The sequence below is a fragment of the Verrucomicrobiia bacterium genome, from assembly GCA_035495615.1.
GTDB lineage: Bacteria > Omnitrophota > Omnitrophia > Omnitrophales > Aquincolibacteriaceae > DATJFP01.
The window spans coordinates 1-23,213 of record DATJFP010000035.1 but is presented as its reverse complement, the minus strand read 5'-3'; the positions used below and the strand labels follow the sequence as shown (position 1 = coordinate 23,213).

19 protein-coding genes, 3 tRNA genes and 1 other RNA gene are annotated in these 23,213 nt (G+C 54.2%); all 23 read left to right on the top strand.

What is annotated here, in order from left to right; genetic code table 11:
- Positions 1–48: 48 nt before the first annotated feature.
- A complete protein-coding gene (gene rpoD / locus VL688_04335) occupies positions 49–1,794 on the top strand; it encodes an RNA polymerase sigma factor RpoD (GenBank protein HTL47271.1) in 1,746 nt (581 codons plus the stop codon).
- Positions 1,795–1,902: 108 nt separating this feature from the next.
- Positions 1,903–1,977, top strand: a tRNA-Ile gene (locus VL688_04330).
- A 439-nt stretch (positions 1,978–2,416) separates the two neighbouring features.
- On the top strand, positions 2,417–3,607 hold the full coding sequence (locus VL688_04325; GenBank protein HTL47270.1) for an outer membrane beta-barrel protein: 1,191 nt from the start codon (positions 2,417–2,419) through the stop codon (positions 3,605–3,607).
- 124 nt (positions 3,608–3,731) lie between these two features.
- Positions 3,732–4,088, top strand: coding sequence for a tetratricopeptide repeat protein (locus VL688_04320; GenBank protein ID HTL47269.1), 357 nt, complete (start codon positions 3,732–3,734; stop codon positions 4,086–4,088).
- Between the two features lie 85 nt (positions 4,089–4,173).
- Positions 4,174–4,555, top strand: an RNA gene (gene rnpB / locus VL688_04315) — RNase P RNA component class A.
- A gap of 189 nt (positions 4,556–4,744) precedes the next feature.
- Positions 4,745–5,290 (top strand): bifunctional pyr operon transcriptional regulator/uracil phosphoribosyltransferase PyrR, encoded by a 546-nt coding sequence (gene pyrR / locus VL688_04310; GenBank protein ID HTL47268.1) that lies wholly within the window; start codon positions 4,745–4,747, stop codon positions 5,288–5,290.
- Between the two features lie 2 nt (positions 5,291–5,292).
- Complete coding sequence (locus VL688_04305; protein HTL47267.1) at positions 5,293–6,243, top strand: aspartate carbamoyltransferase catalytic subunit; 951 nt, start codon at positions 5,293–5,295, stop codon at positions 6,241–6,243.
- Entirely contained in the window at positions 6,240–7,514 is a 1,275-nt protein-coding gene (locus tag VL688_04300) for a dihydroorotase (GenBank protein ID HTL47266.1), read from the top strand. The genes VL688_04305 and VL688_04300 overlap by 4 nt, the downstream gene beginning before the upstream one ends.
- A 16-nt stretch (positions 7,515–7,530) precedes the next feature.
- Positions 7,531–8,658 carry a glutamine-hydrolyzing carbamoyl-phosphate synthase small subunit gene (carA, locus tag VL688_04295; protein HTL47265.1) on the top strand — a complete coding sequence of 376 codons (1,128 nt, stop codon included), beginning with the start codon at positions 7,531–7,533 and terminating at the stop codon, positions 8,656–8,658.
- Positions 8,659–8,676: 18 nt separating this feature from the next.
- Positions 8,677–11,991, top strand: a complete 3,315-nt coding sequence (gene carB / locus VL688_04290; protein HTL47264.1) for a carbamoyl-phosphate synthase large subunit — start codon at positions 8,677–8,679, stop codon at positions 11,989–11,991.
- Positions 11,988–12,779: a dihydroorotate dehydrogenase electron transfer subunit gene (locus VL688_04285; GenBank protein ID HTL47263.1), complete on the top strand. Its 792-nt coding sequence runs from the start codon at positions 11,988–11,990 to the stop codon at positions 12,777–12,779. The genes carB and VL688_04285 overlap by 4 nt, the downstream gene beginning before the upstream one ends.
- Positions 12,780–12,790: 11 nt before the next feature.
- Complete coding sequence (locus VL688_04280) at positions 12,791–13,780, top strand: dihydroorotate dehydrogenase (GenBank protein ID HTL47262.1); 990 nt, start codon at positions 12,791–12,793, stop codon at positions 13,778–13,780.
- Between the two features lie 11 nt (positions 13,781–13,791).
- Positions 13,792–14,529, top strand: a complete 738-nt coding sequence (gene pyrF / locus VL688_04275; GenBank protein HTL47261.1) for an orotidine-5'-phosphate decarboxylase — start codon at positions 13,792–13,794, stop codon at positions 14,527–14,529.
- A gap of 198 nt (positions 14,530–14,727) precedes the next feature.
- A complete protein-coding gene (locus tag VL688_04270) occupies positions 14,728–15,276 on the top strand; it encodes a helix-turn-helix domain-containing protein (GenBank protein ID HTL47260.1) in 549 nt (182 codons plus the stop codon).
- Between the two features lie 184 nt (positions 15,277–15,460).
- Entirely contained in the window at positions 15,461–16,330 is an 870-nt protein-coding gene (locus VL688_04265; GenBank protein ID HTL47259.1) for a YicC/YloC family endoribonuclease, read from the top strand.
- A complete protein-coding gene (gene gmk / locus VL688_04260; GenBank protein ID HTL47258.1) occupies positions 16,323–16,949 on the top strand; it encodes a guanylate kinase in 627 nt (208 codons plus the stop codon). The genes VL688_04265 and gmk overlap by 8 nt, the downstream gene beginning before the upstream one ends.
- Positions 16,930–17,160: a DNA-directed RNA polymerase subunit omega gene (gene rpoZ / locus VL688_04255; GenBank protein HTL47257.1), complete on the top strand. Its 231-nt coding sequence runs from the start codon at positions 16,930–16,932 to the stop codon at positions 17,158–17,160. Before gmk ends, rpoZ begins: the two co-directional genes overlap by 20 nt.
- Positions 17,111–17,695, top strand: a complete 585-nt coding sequence (locus VL688_04250) for a flavoprotein (GenBank protein HTL47256.1) — start codon at positions 17,111–17,113, stop codon at positions 17,693–17,695. Before rpoZ ends, VL688_04250 begins: the two co-directional genes overlap by 50 nt.
- Positions 17,696–17,706: 11 nt before the next feature.
- The gene (locus VL688_04245; GenBank protein ID HTL47255.1) at positions 17,707–18,360 is read left to right on the top strand and encodes a phosphopantothenoylcysteine decarboxylase; all 654 of its coding nucleotides are present in this window, start codon (positions 17,707–17,709) and stop codon (positions 18,358–18,360) included.
- Positions 18,361–18,413: 53 nt separating this feature from the next.
- Positions 18,414–18,884 (top strand): glycine zipper domain-containing protein, encoded by a 471-nt coding sequence (locus VL688_04240; GenBank protein ID HTL47254.1) that lies wholly within the window; start codon positions 18,414–18,416, stop codon positions 18,882–18,884.
- An 85-nt stretch (positions 18,885–18,969) separates the two neighbouring features.
- Positions 18,970–19,044, top strand: a tRNA-Cys gene (locus VL688_04235).
- A 7-nt stretch (positions 19,045–19,051) separates the two neighbouring features.
- Positions 19,052–19,139 (top strand) — tRNA-Leu (locus VL688_04230).
- A gap of 376 nt (positions 19,140–19,515) precedes the next feature.
- Positions 19,516–23,213, top strand: a 3,698-nt coding sequence (locus VL688_04225; protein HTL47253.1) for a hypothetical protein, incomplete at its 3' end; no start/stop codon positions are given.

Sequence of the window (23,213 nt, the reverse complement as noted above, 5' to 3'; positions counted from 1 at the left end):
AAAAGTTTCCCTGGCATCTTTCGTTTCCATTGCTATAATAGCAACTTTATGAAAAAATCAAAATCTTTCTCCAAGCCCAACTCTGCGCAGGCTCGCCCGGCTGTTAAAGCCAAAAGGCAGGCCCGTCCGTCCTCTGCTTCGGCCCTGTCGTCGAAGCCGGAAGCCAAGCTGTCCAAAGGGGAAATGGCCGTGAAGCTGAAGAAGCTCCAGAGCACGACTGTCGACAAGCTGCTGGCCTTGGGCAAAAAGCAGGGCCACTTGACGGAACAGCAGATCCAAAAGCTCGTTCCGCAGGACCTTTCCAAGCCCCGCATCATGAAAGAAATCACCGCCGTGCTGAAGGACAATGAGATTACGGTCACGTCGAAGCCCGAAGGCGGACGCGCCGACAATGGCAGCCGCAGCTCCGACATGCGCGACAAGAGCATGCATGACGACAAGGACGACAAAGAGGACAAGGAAGAAAAAGAAGGCAAAGAGGTCATCTCGGAAGATTACGGCCGCGTCCGCATGGACGATCCCGTCCGCATGTACCTGCGCCAGATGGGGCAGATTCCTCTTTTGACGCGTGACGAGGAAATCGCGCTCGCGAAAAAAATCGAAGACGCGGAGCAGGAAGTCATGCTCGCCTTTTTCGAAACCAAGGCTGCGAAGTTCGAAGTGCTCGAACTCATCCAGAAAATTCTGACCGACGAAGTCAACCTGGAATCCATGATCGAAACGGACCAGGAAGCCAAGATTGAGCTGACCAAGAAGAAGCTCAAAAACCTCGCGCGTAAACTCCAGTCCATGAAGACCAACGCGGGGCTGGCGCCGATCCTTTCCGATCTCAAGCTGAACATTGCGATCATCGAACAGTGCATCGCGAACGTCCGCGAAAAGCTCGCGACCCTGCGCCGCCATGAAGAAGAAATCGCGAAGCTCCGCAAAAAAAACGTGCGCGGCGAGATCGGCAAAATTGAAGAGGAAGACCGCCGCATCCTGAAAGAACTGGGCGAGCCTGAGAAGAAACTCCTCGAGCGCTTCAAGATCATCCAGAAAAAAGAGAAGGAGCTTTCCAAGTCGAAGAAAGCCCTCGTTGCCGCGAACCTGCGTCTTGTCGTCAGTATCGCGAAAAAATACACCAACCGCGGCTTGTCCTTCCTCGACTTGATCCAGGAAGGCAACATCGGCCTGATGAAGGCCGTGGACAAGTTCGAATACAAGCGCGGCTATAAGTTTTCAACGTATGCTACCTGGTGGATCCGTCAGGCTATCACGCGCTCGATCGCTGACCAGGCGCGCACGATCCGCATCCCGGTGCACATGATCGAGACCATCAACAAATTTTTCCGCGCGTCGCGCCACCTGGTGCAGGAAACGGGCCGTGAGCCCACGCCGGAAGAAGTGGCGCGCGTGATGAAGATGCCCGTCGAAAAGGTGAAGGGCATCTTGAAGATCGCTCAGGAGCCCATCAGCCTGCAGACGCCGATCGGCGACGAAGGCGATACCAGCTTCGGCGACTTCATCGAAGACAAATCCGCGGTTTCGCCTGCGAATGCCACGGCTTACACCATGCTCAAAGAGCAGATGGACGACGTGCTCATGACGCTGACGGAGCGTGAAGAGAAAGTTCTCCGCCTCCGCTTCGGCATCGGCGACGGTTATCCCCGCACGCTCGAAGAAGTGGGCCAGATCTTCAACGTGACGCGCGAGCGCGTCCGCCAGATCGAGGCCAAAGCCCTCCGTAAACTGCGTCATCCGACGCGCGCCCGGAAGTTGAAAAACTTCCTTGAGCTCAAGCTCAGCGATTAAGATTTCTCTCCGGGGCCGCGCGGTCCCGTCTCTTCTATTGATATTGCAATCAATCGCGCAACTCCTTAGAATCCACCCGTCTCTTTTTTTCATCCCTTTTTTTATTCCGGGCCTGTAGCTCAGTCTGGTTAGAGCAGGCGACTCATAATCGCTTGGTCCCTGGTTCAAGTCCAGGCAGGCCCAATACTTATTCCTGTCTGAACTTAAACCCTCCGCTCTGAACCTCCTGTGAGGCTCCTTTATAAGGAAGCCGGGTCCGGCGAAAACCCACACCCGTCAAGACGAGTCTAGATCGATGCAAAAAAAACTTCAGGATTTTTCGCGAAAAGCCGAATCTAACAGAGCTGGTTTTCCATTCGGCCCGACAACATTTTTGTGTCTGTAGTACATTTCTGTACAAAAAAAACTTTAAATTTTTTAATTTTCCTAATATTCTATCCACGTTCAACGCTGAAAACGTTGGCACGTAATTTGTAAAATGGGAAACAACTTTAAAGTTTTCTTTTTTAACATCACCCAAAAGGGAGGAACTATGACGAGGATAAAAGCAGGAGCGCTGTTCTTAGCGGTGCTCTTTTCCGTAACGGGTACGTCATTCGCTGATGATGGAGCTTTCAACGCGATGCAGGATCAGATCCGCACGCTCAATCAGCAGCTTGCTGATGTTGAAAAGAAACTTTCGGATGCCATTGCCAGCGGCTCCGTGGGTGCTCAGCAGTCCGGCTACGTGGCTCCGGCTGCCGCGCAGGGCAACGGGCTCTTGAAAGCTGCCGAAGATATTCAGGTCGGCGGACAAATCGACGTGCAGTATAACCAGAACCTGACGCGCAGAGACAATGCGATCACGGGCGGCAATACGGGCCGTATTTTTGATACCGACCGCCAGTCCTTCACCCTCAATCAGGCGGAGCTCAATTTCCGTCATGACGCCAATCCCGAAGGCGGCGCGGGCTTCCGCGTGGACCTGTCCATGGGCGAAGATGCCGGCGTGGTTGCTGCCGACGGTTTTGCCGGAGACAACATCGATCTTCAGCAGGGCTATCTGGAATATGTCCAGCCTCTCAGCTTTTGGGAAGGCAACGAAGTTCTTCCCAGCTCCGTAAGCCTGAAGGCCGGCCGTTTCGTGACGCTGGCGGGTGCTGAAGTGATCGAGCCGCAGGACAACTGGAACCTCAGCCGTTCGTTCGCGTTCGGTCTGGCGATTCCTTTCGTCCATACGGGCGTTCGTACCAACTTTAAACTGTGGAAAGATTTCTTCGATGTCTATGCCGGCGTCAATAACGGCTGGGGCAACGCGGTGGATAACAACAGCGCCAAGACCTGGGAGTTTGGTCTCGGCTACAGCCCCATCGAAAAGGTCTCGGTTTTCCACTCCCTTTATTGGGGGAATGAAAATGCGTCTACAGGTTATGGTGTTGGCGGAGCGCGTTTTCTCTCCAGCAACGTGGTGAAGTTCGAAGCCACGGACAAGCTCGCGTTCATGTACGAACTCAACATCGGCAATCAGATCGCCGGCGCGACACTTACGGACGAGGCCACGTGGGTTTCGAACAACTTCTACGGCCGTTACCAGCTTACGCCGAAGGATGCGCTCGCTTATCGTTTCGAGATTTTCCACGATTCGGACGCGTTCATTTCGGGCATCAGCAGCAAGCTTTGGGGCCATACGATTACGTATGAGCGCAAGCTGAGCGACAACCTCCTGTCCCGCGCGGAATACCGCTATGATCATGCGCAGGATCCGGCTCCGTACGGCGGTGGCACCAATAATGATATGCAGACCATTTCAGCTGAAATGGTGTACGTGATCTAAGTTTTACCGAGACAAAACCGCACTGGCCGCCTTCTCCCTTGGACTGGCCAGTGCGGTTTTGTCTTGACATTCCCCCCTCGGCAAGTAGACTGAATCCTCAAAAATCCTCTGAAAGGCAGGCAGCATGCGACGTTACGCAATTTTACTCCTGGGAGTGTTCTTCCTGACCTCCTCCGCTGCCTGCGCCCACAAAGCGCAAAACTTCTATTTCGGGAATTACTCCGAAGCCGAACGGCTTTATAGCAAAGGGCAATACGAAAAGGCCATTGAGAAATACCAGGCCTACCGGGACGAAAACCCCGAGGGAAATCTCGCGGTGATCGCCGAGTATTACATGGCTAAAAGCTATCAGGCCCTGGGCAAGAAAGACGATGCCCGCAAGTATTATCAGGAAATCGCCCAAAAGCATCCCGACCTGGTGTGGGCGAATTTTTCGAATACCCAGCTCAAAGAGCTGGAGACGGCCGCTCCCGCAGCCTGAGAAGCTGAGCCCTGATTTTTCCCGTCTTGAACCCGTCCTTTTTTTCCTTTAAGATTAGATTAGCTTTTTGACATTGGGGCCCTCTCGGATGATCGCTCCGAAAACCGCTGCCGAATACTCGTCGTCGTCTTGAGTTGCTTTTTTTCGGCTAAGGAACGGAGAGGAAAGTCCGAGCTTCGCAGGGAATCGTAATGGGTAACGCCCATCTCCAACGCCTTTTACGGCGGGGGACGGATCAGAGCCACAGAGACGAGTCTCGGGCGCGAAAGTGCCCGGGGGTGAAACGCGGCAATCTCTACGAGAAGAAAGGCCAAATAGAGTGAAGTCCTTCGGGGGAAGTTCCCGCTTCCAGCCGCCGCAAGGCAGCGCTTCACAGGGTAGGCCGCAGGAGGCCTTGAGCAATCAAGGTCCTAGATAGATGATCATCCATCCGGAGTCATATCCGGTGGACAGAACTCGGCTTATAGAGAGGGCCCCAATTCTTTCTTGACACCCTGCCCAAAACTGTCTAAACTTCGACAAATTTTGGCAGTCGAAATCCTTTTAAATTGATGCTGAGACATCAAAAAAGGAGTCTTAAGTGAAGTCTTTAAACTTAATTTCTCTTCAACCCTTCCCCAGCCGGGGCGGGGTTTTTTTTTGCCCGCGGGTGAGCCATGAGCGCCACTGAAAAAGTTGTTCTCGACGCGGAAGGCATCCAGCGGGCCATCATCCGCATCGCCCACGAAATCCTGGAATTCCATCACGGCACCCAGGACCTGGCCCTCGTCGGGATCCGCACCCGCGGCGTCCACTTGGCCGAGCGCCTTCAAAAGCAGATTCAAACCATCGAAGGCGTGATGCTTCCCTTGGGCCTCCTGGACATTACCCTTTACCGTGACGACCTGCGGGAGATCGGCCCGCGCCCGGAAGTGCGCCAAACCGAAATTCCTTTCAACATTACCGGACAAAAGGTGGTGCTGGTGGACGACGTGCTGTATACCGGCAGGACCGTCAGGGCCGCGCTCGACGCGCTGACCGATTACGGGCGGCCTCTTCTCATCCAGCTTGCGGCTCTCATCGACCGCGGGCACCGCGAGCTGCCGATCAAGGCGGATTACGTGGGGAAAAACATCCCGACCTCGCGCGAGCAGGAAGTGATCCTGCATCTGCGTGAAAAGGACGGCTTGGACGACGTGATCGTCAGGAGCAAAGAGGCATGACCATGAAAAAATGGGAGAGAAAAGACCTGCTCGGACTGCGCGATCTGAGCGCCGCGGAGATCCAGCTCATCTTGGACACGGCGAAATCCTTCCAGGAAGTTTCTCTGCGCTCGGTCAAGAAGGTGCCGGCGCTCCAGGGCAAAACGATCGCCAATCTGTTCTTTGAGCCGAGCACGCGGACCCGCATCTCGTTTGAGCTGGCGGAAAAACGCCTCAGCGCGGACACGCTGCACATCGCGGCGCAGACGTCCAGCTTCGTGAAAGGCGAGACGCTGAAAGATGCCGCGAAAAACATCGAAGCGCTTAAAGTGGACGTCATTATCATGCGCCATCCTTCTTCCGGCGCGCCGCACCGCATCGCCAATTACCTCAAGGCGAACGTGATCAACGCTGGAGACGGCATCAACGAGCATCCGTCGCAGGCGCTGATCGACATGTTCACCGTGCTCGAAAAGAAAAAGAAAATCAAAGGCATCCGCATCAGCTTCATCGGCGACATTCTGCACAGCCGGGTCGCGCGCTCCAACATCTGGGGGCTCACGAAGCTGGGCGCGGAAGTCACGGTCTGCGCGCCGAAGACACTTCTGCCGCGCGACGTGGAAAAACTCGGCGTGCGCGCGACGACCAACCTGCAGGAAGCGGTCAAAGACGCGGACGTGATCAACCTGCTTCGGATCCAGCTCGAGCGCCAGGAGGAATCCTATTTCCCGAGCATCCGGGAATACGTGACCGCCTATCAAATCAGCAGCGAGATTTTGAAGAAAGCCAAGCCCGACGTTCTGATCATGCATCCGGGCCCCGTGAACCGTGGTATCGAAATCACAAGCGAGGTTGTGGACGGGCCGTATTCAGTGATTCTGGACCAGGTCACGAACGGCCTTTCCGTCCGCATGGCCATTCTCTACCTGATCTGCGGTGCTTCGGCTGAGCCCGTCGTTAAGGAGGCCGCATGAACTTCCTGATCCGGGGCGCTCACGTGGTGGATCCCGCTTCCAAACTTGATGGCGTGATGGACATCCAGGTCCAAAATGGAAAGATTGTGAAGATCGCCAAGACGCTCGAAGCCCAAGGGGCGGAAGTGATCGAGGGCAAAGGGCAGCATTTGTTTCCCGGCTTCATCGACCTCCACACCCATTTCCGCGAGCCGGGTTTTGAGGCCAAGGAAACCATTCAAACCGGAGCCATGGCCGCGCTGAAAGGCGGTTATGTCGCATCGGTTTCCATGCCGAACACGGATCCGCCCTGCGACCAGCAAAGCGTGGTGGATAACATCCTGCGCAAGGCCCGCGAAGTCGGGTATCACATCTTTCCTTCGGGCACGATCAGCAAGGGCCGCCTCGGAAAAGAGCTGACGGAAATGGCGGATTTAAAGCGCGCCGGCATCGTGGCGGTCACCGACGACGGCGACTGGGTCGCGGACTCGCTCCTCATGCGCCGGGCCATGGAATACGCGTCGATGCTGGGCCTCATCGTCATGAGCCACTGCGAAGACCGCCGGCTTTCGGCCAAAGGCGTCATGAACGAAGGCCTGAGCTCGACGAAGCTCGGGCTGCGCGGGATTCCGCCGGCCAGCGAAGAGATTGCCGTGGCGCGCGACATCGAGCTCGCGCGTTACACCGGCGCTCGTCTTCACGTCTGTCACGTCTCCACGGCCCGCTCCGTGGAGTTGATCCGGCGGGCCAAGTCCGAAGGCATCCCGGTGACGACCGAAGTCACGCCGCATAATTTAACGCTCACGGACGAGGAGCTTGAGGGCTATAATACGAACTGCAAAATGTATCCGCCGCTCCGGACCGAAGAAGACGTGAAGGTCATCCGCAAGGCGCTGAAAGACGGCACCATCGACTGCATCTCCACCGATCATGCGCCACACACGCAGGAAGAAAAAATGGCGCAGTTCGACGAAGCGCCGTTCGGCACGATCGGTCTCGAGACCGCGCTTGGAGTGGTCCTCACCACGCTTTATCACGAGGAAAAATGGACCTTGAAGGAAATCGTGCGGATGATGTCCACGCGTCCGGCGGAAATCCTGGGCATCCAGTCCGACTTCGGCGGGGTCCGCGAAGGCATGACGGCCAACCTGACGCTTGTGGACCTGGAGCGGGGATGGACCGTGCTGCCGGAAGAGCTTCGTTCCAAATCGAGAAATTCCTGCTTCATGAAGAAGCAGCTCAAAGGCCGCGTTGCCATGACGTTCTGCGGCGGAAAATTGTGGCGTTTTTAATTTAAGAGGAGTCATCATGAAAGCAAAAAAAGCCTTCTTGGCATTGGAAGACGGACTGGTTTTCGAAGGAAAGGCGTTTGGCGCCGAGGGCGAAATCTACGGCGAGGTCGTTTTCAACACGTCGCTGACGGGCTATCAGGAAATCTTGACCGACCCTTCCTATAAAGGACAGATCGTCACCATGACCTACCCGCACATCGGCAACTACGGTATCAACCGGGCGGACGAAGAATCCACGCATTGCTGGGCTGAAGGCTTTATCATCCGGGAACTCAGCCCGGTGCTCAGCAATTACCGTTCGGAAATGTCGCTTGATGAATACCTGAAAAAGAACAACAAGATCGGCATCCAGGAAATCGACACGCGCAAGCTGGTGAAGCATCTCCGCGACCACGGCGCCAAAAAAGGCGTGCTTTCCACGATCGATTCCAACAAAGAAAGCCTTGTCAAAAAGGCGAAAGAATCTCCCAGCATCGTGGGCGTCGATCTCGTGAAGGATGTGACGTGCCCGAAGCCGTATTCCTTCCGCGAGCCGCCGCTCAAAGGTTTCGAATGGGGGAATCCGGCGGGCCGCAAAGCCTATAAAGTAGTGGCGCTCGACTGCGGCATCAAGACGAACATCCTGCGCAAGCTGGTGCAGCATGGATTCGAGGTCGACGTGGTTCCCGCGTCCACCAAGGCATCGGAGATCCTCGCGAAAAATCCGGACGGCGTTTTCCTCTCGAACGGCCCGGGCGATCCTTCGGCCGTACCCTATGTCGTGGAAACCGTACGCGGCTTGATCGGCAAGAAGCCGGTCTTCGGCATCTGCCTGGGGCACCAGATTCTCGGGCTCGCGCTCGGCGGGACGACTTCCAAGCTGAAGTTCGGACACCGCGGCGGCAATCATCCGGTCATGGACCTCAAGACCGGTACCGTGGAAATCACGTCGCAGAATCACGGTTTTGTCGTGGACCTGGAGTCGCTTCCGAAAGATGAAGTCGAATTGACCCACGTGAACCTGAACGACAAGACGGTCGAAGGGATGCGCCACAAAAAGCACCCTGTCTTCTCCGTCCAGTATCACCCTGAAAATTCTCCGGGACCGCACGACAGCGATTATCTCTTTGAACGCTTTTATGAACTCGTGGATAAATCCCACTAAAATTCGCCGGGAGACGGTATGCCAAAACGTGAAGACCTCAAGAAGATCCTGATCATCGGCTCTGGCCCCATCATCATCGGTCAGGCCTGCGAATTCGACTATTCCGGAACCCAGGCCTGCAAGGCCCTGCGCGAGGAAGGCTACAGCGTCGTCCTCATCAATCCCAATCCGGCGACCATCATGACCGACCCCGAGACGGCGGACCGCATTTACATCGAGCCTCTCCGGCTGGAATTCCTCGAGAAAGTCATCATCAAGGAGCGTCCGGATGCCTGCCTGCCCACGATGGGCGGCCAGACCGCGCTGAACCTCACGGTCCAGGCGTATGAAAAAGGAATTTTCCAGAAATACGGCGTCGAGCTGATCGGCGCCAAATACGAAGCCATCAAAAAGGCCGAGAACCGCGAGCAGTTCAAGACGGCCATGCAGAAAATCGGCCTCGATCTTCCGCGCAGCGATTTCGCTTACACGGTCGACGAAGCCCTCCGCGTCGCGGACAAGATCGGCTATCCCGTGATCGTCAGGCCCAGTTTTACGCTCGGCGGCTCCGGCAGCGGCATCTGCTACAACCGCGAAGAACTCGAACGCACGTCGCGCCTCGGCCTCGAGTACAGCATGGTGAAAGAGATCCTGGTCGAAGAATCCATTCTCGGCTGGAAGGAATTCGAGCTCGAAGTCATGCGCGACATCAAGGACAACTATGTCGTCATCTGCTCCATCGAAAACTTCGACCCGCTCGGCGTGCACACGGGCGATTCCATCACAGTGGCCCCGGCCCAGACGCTGACGGACAAGGAATACCAGCGCATGCGTGACGCCGGCCGCAAGATCATTTCTGAGATCGGCGTCGAAACCGGCGGCTCGAACATCCAGTTCGCCATCAACCCCAAAGACGGCAGGATTGTCGTCATTGAAATGAACCCGCGCGTGTCGCGTTCCTCCGCGCTTGCCTCCAAGGCCACGGGCTTTCCGATCGCGAAGTTCGCGGCGAAGCTTGCCGTCGGCTATACGCTGAACGAAATCCCGAACGACATTACGAAATACACGCCGGCGTCGTTCGAGCCGTCGATCGATTATTGCGTGGTAAAAGTGCCTCGCTTTGCTTTCGAAAAGTTTGAAGGCGTGGATGCGAACCTCAATTCCCAGATGAAATCGGTCGGCGAAGCCATGGCCATCGGCCGCACGTTTAAAGAAGCTCTGCAAAAGGGCCTCCGTTCGCTCGAGACCAAGCGCTTCGGGCTTGGCGCCGACGGCAAGGACAAGGTTTTCGACACGGCGCTGAAGACGCGGGAAGAATACCTGAGCTTTTTCAAAGAGCTGCCTTCCAAGAAAGACCTGATGGAAAAAATCCAGCACCGCATCGGCAAGCCGATGGAAGACCGGATTTTCTACATCAAGTACGCCATGATGGCCGGCATCACCATCGACGAAATTTACCGCCGTTCTTTCGTCGATCCCTGGTTCCTCGCGCAGATGCAGCAAATCGTGGAAATGGAAAAAGAGCTGGTCGAGGCGACGGGGAAAACGCAGGCCCAGGCGGAAATCCTCCGCGATGCGAAGCGCATGGGGTTTTCCGACCGGCAGCTTGCTTTCCTCTGGAACATGAAAGAAGACGAAGTCCGCGCGCTCCGCAAAAAACTCGGGGTGGAAGCGGTTTTCAAGCTCGTCGATACCTGCGCCGCGGAATTCAAGGCGTTCACGCCGTACTTTTACTCGACTTACGAAGAAGAGGACGAAACCATCCCGTCCGCGAAGCCCAAAATCATGATCCTGGGAGGCGGACCCAACCGTATCGGCCAGGGCATCGAGTTCGATTATTGCTGCGTGCACGCGGCCTTCGCGCTCAAAGAGCTCGGGTTCGAAACGATCATGGTCAATTCCAATCCCGAGACCGTGAGCACGGACTACGATACCTCCGACAAACTTTTCTTCGAGCCGCTGACGCTGGAAGACGTGCTCAATATTTATGAGCGGGAAAAACCGGTGGGAGCCATCGTGCAGCTCGGCGGACAAACTCCCCTGAACCTCGCCAAGGGGCTTGCCGCCAATGGCATTAAAATCCTGGGCACTTCGGCGGAAGCGATCGATATTGCCGAGGACCGAGACAAGTTCAAGAAGCTGCTCGAAAAGATCAAGCTGAAGCAGCCGGCCAACGGGATCGCCTATAATTTGAATGACGCCATCCGCATTTCAAAAGACATCGGATACCCGATCGTGATCCGTCCTTCGTACGTTCTCGGCGGCCGCGCCATGGAAATTGTGTACGATGAAGCGTTCCTGAAAAAGTACATGGTCACGGCGGTCGAAGCGAGCGATGAGCATCCGGTGCTGATCGACAAGTATCTGGAAGACGCGATCGAAGTTGACGTGGACCTTATTTCGGACGGTGAGACTTCCGTGATCGGCTCGGTGATGGAGCACGTGGAAGAGGCGGGCATCCATTCAGGGGACAGCGCGTCGGCCATTCCGCCGTTCTCTCTCAGCAAAGAGCTGATCGAGGAGATTTCCACGAAGACCAAGCAGATCGCCAAGGAGCTCAAGATCGTCGGGCTCATGAACGTGCAATACGCCGTTTTCCAGGGCGAAGTTTATTGCCTGGAAGTCAATCCGCGCGCTTCCCGCACCGTGCCATTCGTGAGCAAGACTATCGGCGTGCCTTTGGCCAAACTCGCGGCCAAAATCATGGGCGGCAAGACGCTAAAGGAATTGGGATTCACCCAGGAAGTCAGCGTCCCGTATTCGGCCGTGAAAGAATCCGTGTTCCCGTTCGTGAAGTTTCCGGGCGTCGACATCATTTTGTCGCCGGAAATGAAATCGACGGGCGAAGTCATGGGCATCGACGAGGATTTTGCGCATGCGTTCTACAAATCGCAGGACGGCGCGTCCTGCCACATTCCGCATGAGGGGAATGTGTTCATCAGCGTGAAGGCCAAGGACAAAGAAAAAATCATTCCCGTGGCCAAAAGTTTTCAGGACATGGGGTATACCATCACCGCCACGCGCGGCACGGCGGAAGTCCTGAAGAAGAACGGCATCCATTCGGAAGTAATTTTGAAAATCGCCGAAGGCCATCCGAACGTCGCGGACCTCATCCGCAACCACCAGGTGAAGCTCGTCGTGAACACCCCGAGCGGGAAAGGTCCGGTTCTCGACGAAGCCAAGATCCGTTCGCTGGCGGTTTCTTTCAATGTGCCCTGTATCACCACCATCAATGCCGCGCGCGCCGCGGTCAAGGCCCTGGAAGGTGTGCGGGGGCATGGTTTTGAAGTCAGGGCGATCCAGGATTATCACAGCCGGCTGAAGTCTTCCTCGGCGAAGCCGGTTACCGTTTGAGCTCGGCCAGGAGCAAGATGCAGGACGAAGTCGTTACCATTCTGGACAACCGCAAAATCAACGAAAAGTATTTCAAGCTGACGTTCGCATCGAAGAAGTTGTCCCGCGGCGTAGTCCCGGGCCAGTTTCTGCAGCTCCAGATCCAGCCGACGTTCGATCCTCTCCTGCGCCGGCCCTTCAGCTATTACCGCATCAAGGGCGAACGCGTCGAAGTCCTTTACGAAATCCTGGGGCGCGGCACGGGCATTCTTTCCCAGAAGGGAAAGGGCAGCCGCGTGCGGATTCTCGGGCCGCTGGGTAATCCGTTCTCCAAACCTAAAGCAAAAAAGACCACGGTCCTTGTTGCGGGCGGCATCGGCCTGCCGCCGCTCGTTTTTTTCGCGGAAAAAAACAAAGTGGACTATCTCTTGATCGGGGGTAAATCCAAAGCCGAAGTCCTTCCGAAGTCCGAGCTCTCGAAAGTCAGCGGCAAAGTCCTGTATGCGACCAACGACGGCAGCTACGGAAAAAAAGGCTTCGTCACCGTCCTTCTGGATGAATTGATCCACCAGCAAGAGGATCCTCGCAATTTATTTGTGCAGACCTGCGGTCCGAAAGTGATGATGCAGGCCGTCATCGATCTGGCCCGGAAATATGAAATTCCCGGCGAGGCCTCGATCGATGAGACGATGGGCTGCGGCGTCGGCGCTTGCCTGGGATGCATGGTCGAGACCGATAAAGGACTCGTGCCTTCCTGCGTCGAAGGCCCTGTTTTCGCATTCGATTCGATCCGCCAGTCTCTGGTGTAAACGGTATGACCATGACGATGAACCGTCCGAAGCAAAAAAATAAGGAAGCCAAGACTCCGGCCGCGGTGGACATGACCTGCCGCATCAAGGACCTTGTTTTTAAAAATCCCGTCACGGTGGCTTCCGGCACGTTCGGCACCAAAGACGAATACACTTCCTGCGTGGATTATGAAAAGCTGGGCGCGGTCATCACGAAGACCATCACGGTAAAGCCCCGCCGCGGAAATCCGATGCCGCGCATCTGCGAAACGCCGAGCGGGATGCTGAATGCCATCGGCCTTCAGAACAAAGGCCTCGAGGATTTCATCGAGAATAAAATTCCTTATTTCGCGGGCATCAAAACGCCGCTTATCGTGAACATCGCCGGCGAAGAAGAGAACGACTTTGAAATCCTTGTGAAAGCGCTGCATGCGCACAAGAAGGTCGTGAAGGCCCTCGAAATCAATCTGTCGTGCCCGAACGTGGAAGCGGGCGGAGTTTCCGGCATGAAGAAAAAGGAAAAGATCGAGAAAATCATCAAGACGGTACGCGGCGAAACCGACCTGCCGATCGTGGCCAAGCTTTCTCCGGAGCTGGGAGACGTGATCGAGATTGCGGGAGAAGTCTTGCGGGCCGGGGCGGACGGGCTCAGCCTTATCAATACCCTCAAAGGGCTCGCCGTTAATATCCGGACGCGCCAGCCCCGGATTGCCAATGTCACCGGCGGTTTGAGCGGGCCGGCGATACGCCCCGTGGCGCTGCGCTATGTGTATGAAGTCAAAAAAAATTACCAAGTTCCAGTGATCGCGTCCGGTGGAATTTTAACGGCCGACGATGCCATGGAGTTCATCATCGTGGGAGCCGACCTCATTGCATTAGGAACGGCCAATTTCGTCAATCCGACCGCGACCATGGATGTGCTGCGCGGGATCGAGACGTTTTGCCGGAACCAGGGAATCATGTCTCTTTCACAAATTCGGGGAACCTTTCACGTTCCTCCGCGCCAAAGCTGCTGGCAATAAACGGAACACTTATGAAAAATGCCGATAAAATTATCGTCGCGCTTGACACGCCGAGCCTGGATTTTGCCGAACGGCTCATCAAAGACCTCGAGGGGCTGATTTCCTTTTATAAGGTAGGCTTCGAGTTTTTTACCGCGCATGGCTGGGCGGCTGTTGACATCATCCGCCGTTTTGGGGGAAAGGTATTTTTAGATTTGAAGCTGCATGACATTCCCAATACGGTGGCCAAGACTATGGCCGTTGTCTGCGAGCATGAGATCGACATGGTGAACGTCCATGCTTTGGGCGGTAAAGAAATGATGGTCAACGCCCGCAAAACCGTGGACCAACAGGTTCAGGCGGGAAAGAAACGTCCGATTGTCATTGGAGTGACGGTCTTGACGAGTCATTCCGAGCAAGAGTTGTCGAAAGAACTGGGCATCATGAGGTCCTTGAATGAAGAGGTTCTGAGCCTCGCGGCATTAGTTCAGGAGTCGGGTTTAGATGGCGTCGTCAGTTCTCCCCAAGAAATCGTGATGCTGAGGCAGAAGTTCCCGGAAAAGTTTGTGATCGTGACCCCCGGAGTAAGGCCCGAGGGGAGTGAAAAAAGCGATCAAAAGCGTACCTTTACCCCGAACCAAGCCCTTCAAGCGGGTTCGGATTACCTGGTGATCGGCCGGCCTATCACCGCTGCTGCGGACCCCCGCAAAGAGGTGGAAACGATTCTAGCCTCGATGAAACCCGTCGCCACCCCTCCCCAGCGGCAGTAAAATAATAGTTCAAACTTGATCAATTTATAACTATTCTACCCACTTTATTTCATCCCTTAAATAATCCTATCTTGAACATTGTATCGGAGTTACAAACGTGTTATGTTTTTTATGAAGCCGCTCAGGATTTTAAGCATCCGGTAACCGCGGGCCGTCGATGGATGCCGGAGTTAGTGAGTGAGGCAAAAGGGGAAATGTATGGAAACGCGTGAGCCAAGCAAAAAATTCATGAATGCCCATGACGTCAGCGATTATTTGAGGATCTCATTATCCACGGTTCATCATCTGACAAGGGCCGGCAAACTCATGTCGGTCAAAGTGGGAAAGCAATGGCGCTACAATAAAGACGAAATTGATCGTTATCTGGGAAAAGCCGTTCCTGTTTCCCGCACCTATCAAGGTAAGGATCGCCGTCATGCCGCGCGGCAAAGTTGCATGGTCCAGGGTTTTGCCATTATTCCTCGAGGAAAAGAAGGGGCCTGGATAGGGGATGGAACGGTCCTGAATTGTAGTGGAAACGGATTGCTCTTTGAGGCGTCAGAAGGCGTTTTTTACGAAGAGGGAGCCTACCCAGAAGCTTCGATCAAACTCCGCGTCCTTCTTCATCCGGATGCCAAGACCGAATATGAAGTCGAAGGACGCATTGTCCGCACGGAAATCGTAGGCCGCACCCGGTTCGGGGTCCAGTTCAACAAGCCCATCCCTGAATTAGCCCATGGGCTCGAAATGGCGGCTGCTAAAAATTAGCCGTTTTGCCAGTTCTTTTCGATGTTTAAGGTTGGCTTAAGGATTTTGGTCCTCCCTCCTGTCTTATCCGTCGTTAACCCCATGACCTTGACAAATTTTCATAAGTCCTTATAATATCAAAATTTCTAACCTCATCTGGCCATTGGTTCATGTTCTCGACGGACTTCCCGCTATGATAAGAAGCATGACAGCATTCGCGCGCATTACCGGTTCGGGGCGCGAAGAGGAAAACTGGCTGGTTGAAGCGCGTTCCTTAAATCATCGTTTTTTTGAATTTTCCCTTAAAAGTCCATCGCTTATCTATCCTCTGGAAGTGAGGATCCGGGATTTTTTTCAGGAAAAGATCCAGAGGGGGAAAGTATCGGTCTGTATTTCCCAGGCGAATCAGGACGAAAATGAACAGGTCCTGAATATTGATGAAAACGTCGTCGAGTTCTATTTGAACGCCGCCAGGGAATTAGGAAAAAAATATCACCTGCAGGACGATCTTTCCTTGCGGGATGTTTTGGCATTACCGAAGGTTTTTTCGCCCGACAAGAAGAGCGCCGATCAGGAACAAATCTGGAAGCGTTTGGAACCGGTTCTGATCAAAACGCGGAAGGCTTTGCTCAAGGCCAAAGAGACCGAAGGGGAAGTCCTGGCAGCCGACATGGTTCAGCGCCTCGATCAAATAGGCAAAACGGTGCGTAAAATTGAAAAGCAGTCTGTCGGCAGCAGCAAGCGGCTTCACAGCAAGCTCACCGCCAGGCTTGCACAGCTTATCGAAGAAAAAGATCTCGACCAGGAGCGGGTCAGCAGGGAAGTGGCTTTTTTAGCGGAGCGCTGCGACATTACCGAAGAAATCGTGAGGCTGAAGGCGCATCTGGACGTTTTTCGTGATCGCCTTAAAAGCGAAGGTGAAATGGGGCGCGAGCTTGATTTCCTATGCCAGGAAATCAACCGGGAAGTCAATACTATCGGTTCCAAATCCCAGGTGTTTGAAATTTCGTCCGACGTGATTTTCATCAAGAAAGAGCTCGAGAAAATCCGGGAGCAGGTGCAGAACATTGAGTAAGGCCAAGGGAAGCGAACAGCAGGGCATCCTTATCATCCTTTCGGCCCCATCCGGATGCGGGAAGACGACGATCGTTGACCGCCTGCTCAAAAGGCATCCCGATTGGTCCCGGTCAATCTCGGCAACGACGCGCCCGCCCCGTACCGGCGAAAAGAAAGACGAAGATTATTTTTTTGTCGACTCCGCAGCCTTTAAAGGCATGGAAGAGCGGGGGGAGCTTCTGGAATCGGCGAAGGTTTTTGATTATTTCTATGGGACGCCGAAACAATTTATCACCGACTCCCTGAAAAAGGGAAAGACGCTTGTCCTGGCCATCGATGTTCAGGGCATGCGCAAAATCAAAAAAGTTCTGGAGGGAAGAGTTCCGCTTTGCACGATTTTCGTGCTGCCTCCGTCGATCAAGGTTTTGCGGGACAGGCTCGAAGGGCGGAAGACCGACAGCCTCGAGGAGATCGAACGGCGCATCACCGCAGCCCAGGAAGAGATCAAAGATGCTCGTCTTTATGACTTTACCGTCATGAATAAAAATTTGGAGCAGACTGTTTTAGAGATCGAAGGGTTTGTATCCCAAAAAAAAAAGGAAAGGAGAACTGAAAATCATGCCATACGTTCCTCTTGAAAAGCTGGTCACGAACGAAAAGCCCAGCTTTTATAAACTCGTACTTGCGGCGGCACAGCGCGCCAACGAATTGACCCAGGGTGCACAGACACTGGTCGCTTCGGATTCCAAAAAGGTTGCCGTGATTGCTCTGCAGGAAATCGCAGGCGGAAAAGTTCGCTATGAAGAACCCAAGACCCGCGGTAAAAAATCCGAAAAAACTGAAGGGTAAAAACCTTCTTCTGATTCTTTCGGGAAGTATTGCCGCTTATAAGTCGGGGGACGTGATCAAGGAACTCCGCGAAGCTGGCGCCAAGGTCACTTGTGTGCTTACTAAAGGGGCCCAGGAGTTTGTGACCCCTTTGACCTTGCGGGCCGTTTCTGGACAGCCTGTTTACGGGGAGTTCTTCGCCGCGGATACCCCGTACGATGTGATCCATACGTCCCTGGCGGAAGAATCCGACGCGGTCCTCATTGCTCCTGCTTCAGCCAATTTCATCGCGCGTCTTGCCGCAGGCATGGCCGATGACCTGGCGAGTTGCATTGTGCTCGCCACTCGGAAGCCGGTGATCGTCGTTCCCGCCATGAACGACCAGATGTACTATCATACCCTCACGCAGAAGAATTTGGCGACTTTGCGGGAAGTGGGGTATGAAATCGTCGATCCCATCCAGGGCGACCTTGTTTGCGGCAGAACCGCGATGGGCCATATTTCCGATACGAAAGCGATTCTGGAAGTCGTCGCCCGATGCGCAGGCAAAAAATAAAACCTTCTTCCTTGAAAGTTCTCATCACGGCCGGCCCCACGAGAGAGATGCTCGATCCGGTTCGTTTTCTTTCCAACGTTTCCACGGGTGAGATGGGGTACGCTCTCGCCAGCGCGGCGCAGAAAAAAGGCCACCATGTTACGTTGATCAGCGGCCCTACCGCATTGCCCGCGCCGCGCGGTGCCCGGTTTATTTCAATTACCAGCGCGGCGGAGCTCAAAAAGAAATGCGAAACGGCATTTCCCCGGCACGACGTTTTGGTCATGGTCGCGGCCGTATGCGATTTCACCTTTCCGCAAAAGAAGGCGCATAAAATCCGCAGGACGAAGATGAGGCAGGTGCGGCTGGTCCAGACGCCCGATATCGTGGCTGGCTTGGCGCGCCGTAAAGGCGGCCGCATCGTCATCGGCTTTTGCCTGGAGACCGAAGATTGGCTCCGTAACGCGCGGTCCAAACTGAAGCGGAAACACCTCGATGGGATCGTAGCAAATTATTATTCGAAAACGCATATCCCGTTCGGAGACCGCCGGATCAATACGGCGTTCCTTTCTCCCGGCGGACAGATCCAAACCTATAGGAAACAGCCTAAATCGCATATCGCCAAGGCCCTTATAGAATGGGTCGAAGCCAAGGCAAAAAAGTCATACCTGAATATCCAAAAGTGAATATAATGTTGCCCGAAACGTCTTCAAATGTGAACTAGGAGGGTAGTCATTCCATGAGAAAGATTAAGAGTCATTTTGCGATCCTGATGGTCCTTTTTGTTTTTGCTGGTTGTGCCTCGGAGTCGGGCGGAGTCACAGAGCGCGAAAGCGGGGCCTTGTTAGGCAGCGGCTTGGGCGCAGGTTTAGGAGCCATTATCGGCAGCCAGACGGGACATGCCGGCGTCGGGACCGCAATCGGAGCTGGCGCGGGCGCATTGAGTGGAGCCCTCTTAGGTGAAACTGCGCGTCGCCAGAAAGAAGCGACCAAAAGGGAATTGCGGCAGGAAATGATGCAGCAGCAGTATCAAGGCCAGTACGCGCCCCAGCCTTATGGTGCTCAGCAGCAACCGATGCAACAGCAAGCTGCGCCTGCTCAGGCCACGCAGGAAATGCATACCAAATATAATCCCCGGACTGGCCAGACGTTTCCGGACCGGTACAAATTTGATCCGAATACCGGCGAGGAATTACAGTATCTCCGTTAACGCTCGGGTAACACGGCGCGCGCAAGCACGCTTCGAGCGGGGAGTCTGGATCCCCGTTTTTTCCTCCATTTCGCATGCTCTCAACGGCGCGGTAGCAAAGTGGTAATGCATCGGTCTGCAAAACCGATATACGGCGGTTCAATTCCGCCCCGCGCCTCCATTTTTATGCCCGGATGGCGGAATCGGCAGACGCAACGGACTTAAAATCCGTCGGGAATTTAAACTCCCGTGCCAGTTCAAGTCTGGCTCCGGGCATATTCTTTCAGTCTTCTCCCGACTCGCTCGGGGTTTCTACCACAGAAGAAACCTCTTTTTACCAGCGCTATCCCGGGCTCTTTTCAGGTTTCTCCCGACGGCAAGAAAGGCGTTGTGTGTTATTATATTCTTGAAAATATGTTGTAACTGCCTAAATCGTATCAATTTAGGTTGTTTGACTTAAAAAAAATTAAGTGTTATACTTTTGTCGCTTTCAGGCTAATTCTTTTAACTGCTTATCTTAAGGATTTTAAAACCTTGTAATCCAGGAGATCATATGAGATGTAAACCCTTCCAAAGGTGGCATCTTCATATAGTATCGAAGAGATATCTTTCCGCCGCGCTTTCCTTCATTTTCTTCGCACAGCAACTGATTGTGCCCGTTTATGCTGCTACACCTCTCGATGATCTCACGGCTCAGCAGAACATAGCCACCAAAACCGCGGATTCCGCGGCGCCTTCCAAGCCTGAAAGCAGCGCTAATTATAAGGAAACCACGGAAGATTTTCTCTCCCGCGATCTTCTTCTGTATCCGGAAAAGACGGCGCGTGAAGGGAACACGGAATATCGGGACTACGGTCAGCGCATCGACATGGAGGAAGCGCTGAGCGATGTCACGACTGATTATGCTGCGGCAAACATTCTTGCAAAAGCACCCGAAGCCCGTGATCTCAGGACCGCGGCGAACTTGAACGTCGAGCACGCGATTCTTGTGGTCGATGGCGAAGCCGTCATTCTGACGACCGGCAGGCAAGGCGAAGTGCTCCTTAATCCAGCCGCCAAAGACATGCTTAAGAAGGCGGCCGCCGAAGGCCGCGTGGCGATGATTGCCCATAACCATCCGCTCGGACAGGATCCGAAGCCGGGATTAGAGGACATCCAGGCTGCCGCACAATTCGGAGGCGATATTCTTTTTTATAGTTATGGCATCGATGCCAAGGGAAATGAATTTGCCTATCAGTACGACGGCAAATCGGTCCTGAACGAAAAAGAGCCTTTTGGTTTTGATTATCTTGTCAGCCAGTTCCAGAAGTATTATTCGCCGGACCAGTCCACGAAAGATACGCGCAATCTCCTGAGCGAATTTATCAAGGCGGTCGACGAATACAACGAACGCGATTTCGATAAAAAATATGCCGAGCCTCTCGTCTCCCAGGGCCCGACGGTTTTTCCCGGATTTCCGGTCCTTGGATTTTTCAACGGCGGCGGAGCTCCGTTCATGTCGCAGTGGAACAACCAGCCGCAATCAACCTCCAATTTTCGTTTTGATTTTGACGTTTCCAACGGCGGTTTCCAGGGCGCGGTTTTAAATTTCGGCGCTTCCGAATACGGCCCCCAGAATTTGAGCGGTTTTACGGAATTTACCTGGCGCATGAGCACGAATCCGCGCTGCGACGGTTTTTGCTGCAGCGCTTCCTGCTTTACGACGATCAAGATCGAATTCAAAGACACGAACAACAATTCGGCTTCCAAAGTCATTGCCGTCACTTCGACGCCCCAGGATTACACCATTCTCAAATCCGAATTGGCCGGCATTAATTTTAATGCGATCAAAGAAATTATTTTCATCGGCGAAACGCAGCCCACGCATCCGGGCACGGGTTATTTCGATATTACGACGGGCGGCATGAGCTTTACGCCGAACCTCGCGCCCGATCCCACGAAAACGACCAATGACGTGACCCCTGTGCCTGCGAAAGCGGACGCGACCAAACCCATTCTCAATACGTTTGCCAGCAGTGACGGTTCTTCCGCTAACGTTGTCCTCACTTCGTCTAAGGATTTGACGCTCCAGTACAATGGAACGGGCGCGGGTTCTTTCGGCGGCGCGTACTTCAGCTACGACCTTCCTTCGACCGGGACCGTTGAAACCGTCAATTTGAACACTCTTTTCCCGAACGGAATAATCCTCGAGATGGACAATAGCGGAGGCTCTCTTACTTCGGTTAATTTGGAAATCACCGACGTTAACGGCAACCGCGACTTCGTGAATTTCGTCAGCATCGATGGGACGGCCCGGCGCTGGGTCGCTCGGCCGAATCAATTCGAGAAGATTGATCCGACCAAGGCCGTAATTTTCTCCCTGGTCGTCAAAGGGCAGGCTAACAATCAGGCCATCAAAGTTAAATGGGGTAATTTCGCTTTTACTCCTTCGATCCCGCCCGATCCGAATTCGCAGCCGCAGGACATTACGAAGCTTCCTTTAAATAGCCAGGGCAAGCATCCGGCGCTTACGACTTTTGCGAGCGGCGGTTCAACTGCGACGCTCCAGCAGTTTTCCCAGACCCTTTCCCGCATTACTTACAATGGTATTAATGGTGACGCGTTTGGCGGAGCCTTCATTAATTATGATGATTCTTCCACGGGCGCCATCGAAACCATCAATCTTAATACGACATTTCCGAATGGGATCATCTTCCAGTTGGACAGCCCGGGAACCGGGATTAACGAGATCGAGCTCGAAGTCAGCGATTCCCTGGGCAATGTCGATTCCGTAAAGCTTACGAACATCCTGGGCTTCGGCCAGCGCTGGAAAATCCTGGCATCACAGTTTGATGACGTCGACCGCACTAAAATTTCCGTCATTTCGCTCGTGATTCACGGGCAAAAGTCCAATGCGCAGCTAACGCTCGACTGGGGCGATTTTGCCTTTACGCCTCCGATTCCGCCAGATCCGAACTCACAGCCGCAGGACATCACGAAGCTTCCTTTAAATAGCCAGGGCAAGCGCCCGGTGCTCAATACGTTCGCGAGCTCCGACGGCAGCACCTCCACACTCGAAACTTTTTCTGAAACGCTTTCCCGCGTCACCTATAACGGCACGGGCTCCAACTCTTTCGGCGGTCTTTACATCAACTATGACAATCCCGGCACCGGTACGGTCGAGGGAGTCAACTTCAATACGCTTTTTCCGAACGGACTTGTCCTGCAGCTGGACAGCCCCGGCACGGGAATCAGCGATGTTATTTTGGAAGTGACCGATGCCACGGGCAAGGTGGATTCCGTCCAGCTCACCAATATTCTTGGGTTTGGACAGCGCTGGAAAATTCTTCCAACACAGTTTGACGAAGTCGACCGCACCAAGATTTCCATTATTTCGCTCGTGATCCTCGGCCAGAAAACCAACGCGAAGCTGACTTTGGATTGGGGAAATTTTGCGTTTACGCCAAACGTTCCGCCCGATCCCAATTCCCAGCCGCAAGATATTACGAAACTTCCGCTGACGAGCACCGGCGCCAGGCCGACGCTTTCCGCTTTTGCCAGCGGCGACGGCAGCACGGCGAATCTCCAGATGTTTTCCGAGACTTTGGCGCGCCTGACCTACAACGGCGTCAACGGCAACTCTTTCGGCGGCATGTTTGTCAATTACGATAATCCGTCGACGCTTAGCATCGAATCCATCAATCTGAATACGCTGTATCCGAATGGTTTGATTTTTCAATTGGATAGCGCCGGCGCCAATATCACGGACGTGGTCATGGAAGTCACCGATTCGCAGGGGAACGTGGATTCCGTGAAGCTCACGAATATCCTGGGCTTCGGCCAACGCTGGAAGGTTTTGCCTTCGCAATTTGACGAAGTGAACGCCGCGGACATCGTTACGATGTCGCTTGTGGTGCTGGGACAGGAAAGTAATTCCCAATTAACCCTCCAGTGGGGCGATTTTGATGTAACGAAAGAAATCGGTCCTGATCCGACGAAGACAGAAGCGGACATCACGAAACTTCCTCTTCTTTCGACGGGAGAGAGACCTTCGATCAACGCTTTTTCGTCGACGGGGTCTACGGCGACGATCACAAATCTCGGCCAGACCTTTGCGACGGTCAATTACAACGGCGCCAACGCCACGGCTTTTGGCGGCGCTTTCATTGCCTACGACAATCCGAACACGACGAATACAGTTGAAGCGATCAATTTCAATACGGCGTTCCCGGGCGGTCTTGTGCTGCAGGTCGATAGCCCGAATGTGACAAGCGTCCTTTTGGAACTGACGGATGCCGCGGGCAAGAAAGATACGGCGCGTCTTGTGCAGGTGGATACGTTTGGCAAACGCTGGCTCATCCAGGGCAACGC

Coding starts and splice junctions, on each gene's coding strand:
- rpoD (HTL47271.1), top strand. CDS start 49: ATGAAAAAATCAAAATCTTTCTCCAAGCCCAACTCTGCGCAGGCTCGC.
- VL688_04325 (HTL47270.1), top strand. CDS start 2,417: ATGCAGGATCAGATCCGCACGCTCAATCAGCAGCTTGCTGATGTTGAA.
- VL688_04320 (HTL47269.1), top strand. CDS start 3,732: ATGCGACGTTACGCAATTTTACTCCTGGGAGTGTTCTTCCTGACCTCC.
- pyrR (HTL47268.1), top strand. CDS start 4,745: ATGAGCGCCACTGAAAAAGTTGTTCTCGACGCGGAAGGCATCCAGCGG.
- VL688_04305 (HTL47267.1), top strand. CDS start 5,293: ATGAAAAAATGGGAGAGAAAAGACCTGCTCGGACTGCGCGATCTGAGC.
- VL688_04300 (HTL47266.1), top strand. CDS start 6,240: ATGAACTTCCTGATCCGGGGCGCTCACGTGGTGGATCCCGCTTCCAAA.
- carA (HTL47265.1), top strand. CDS start 7,531: ATGAAAGCAAAAAAAGCCTTCTTGGCATTGGAAGACGGACTGGTTTTC.
- carB (HTL47264.1), top strand. CDS start 8,677: ATGCCAAAACGTGAAGACCTCAAGAAGATCCTGATCATCGGCTCTGGC.
- VL688_04280 (HTL47262.1), top strand. CDS start 12,791: ATGACGATGAACCGTCCGAAGCAAAAAAATAAGGAAGCCAAGACTCCG.
- pyrF (HTL47261.1), top strand. CDS start 13,792: ATGAAAAATGCCGATAAAATTATCGTCGCGCTTGACACGCCGAGCCTG.
- VL688_04270 (HTL47260.1), top strand. CDS start 14,728: ATGGAAACGCGTGAGCCAAGCAAAAAATTCATGAATGCCCATGACGTC.
- VL688_04265 (HTL47259.1), top strand. CDS start 15,461: ATGACAGCATTCGCGCGCATTACCGGTTCGGGGCGCGAAGAGGAAAAC.
- rpoZ (HTL47257.1), top strand. CDS start 16,930: ATGCCATACGTTCCTCTTGAAAAGCTGGTCACGAACGAAAAGCCCAGC.
- VL688_04250 (HTL47256.1), top strand. CDS start 17,111: ATGAAGAACCCAAGACCCGCGGTAAAAAATCCGAAAAAACTGAAGGGT.
- VL688_04240 (HTL47254.1), top strand. CDS start 18,414: ATGAGAAAGATTAAGAGTCATTTTGCGATCCTGATGGTCCTTTTTGTT.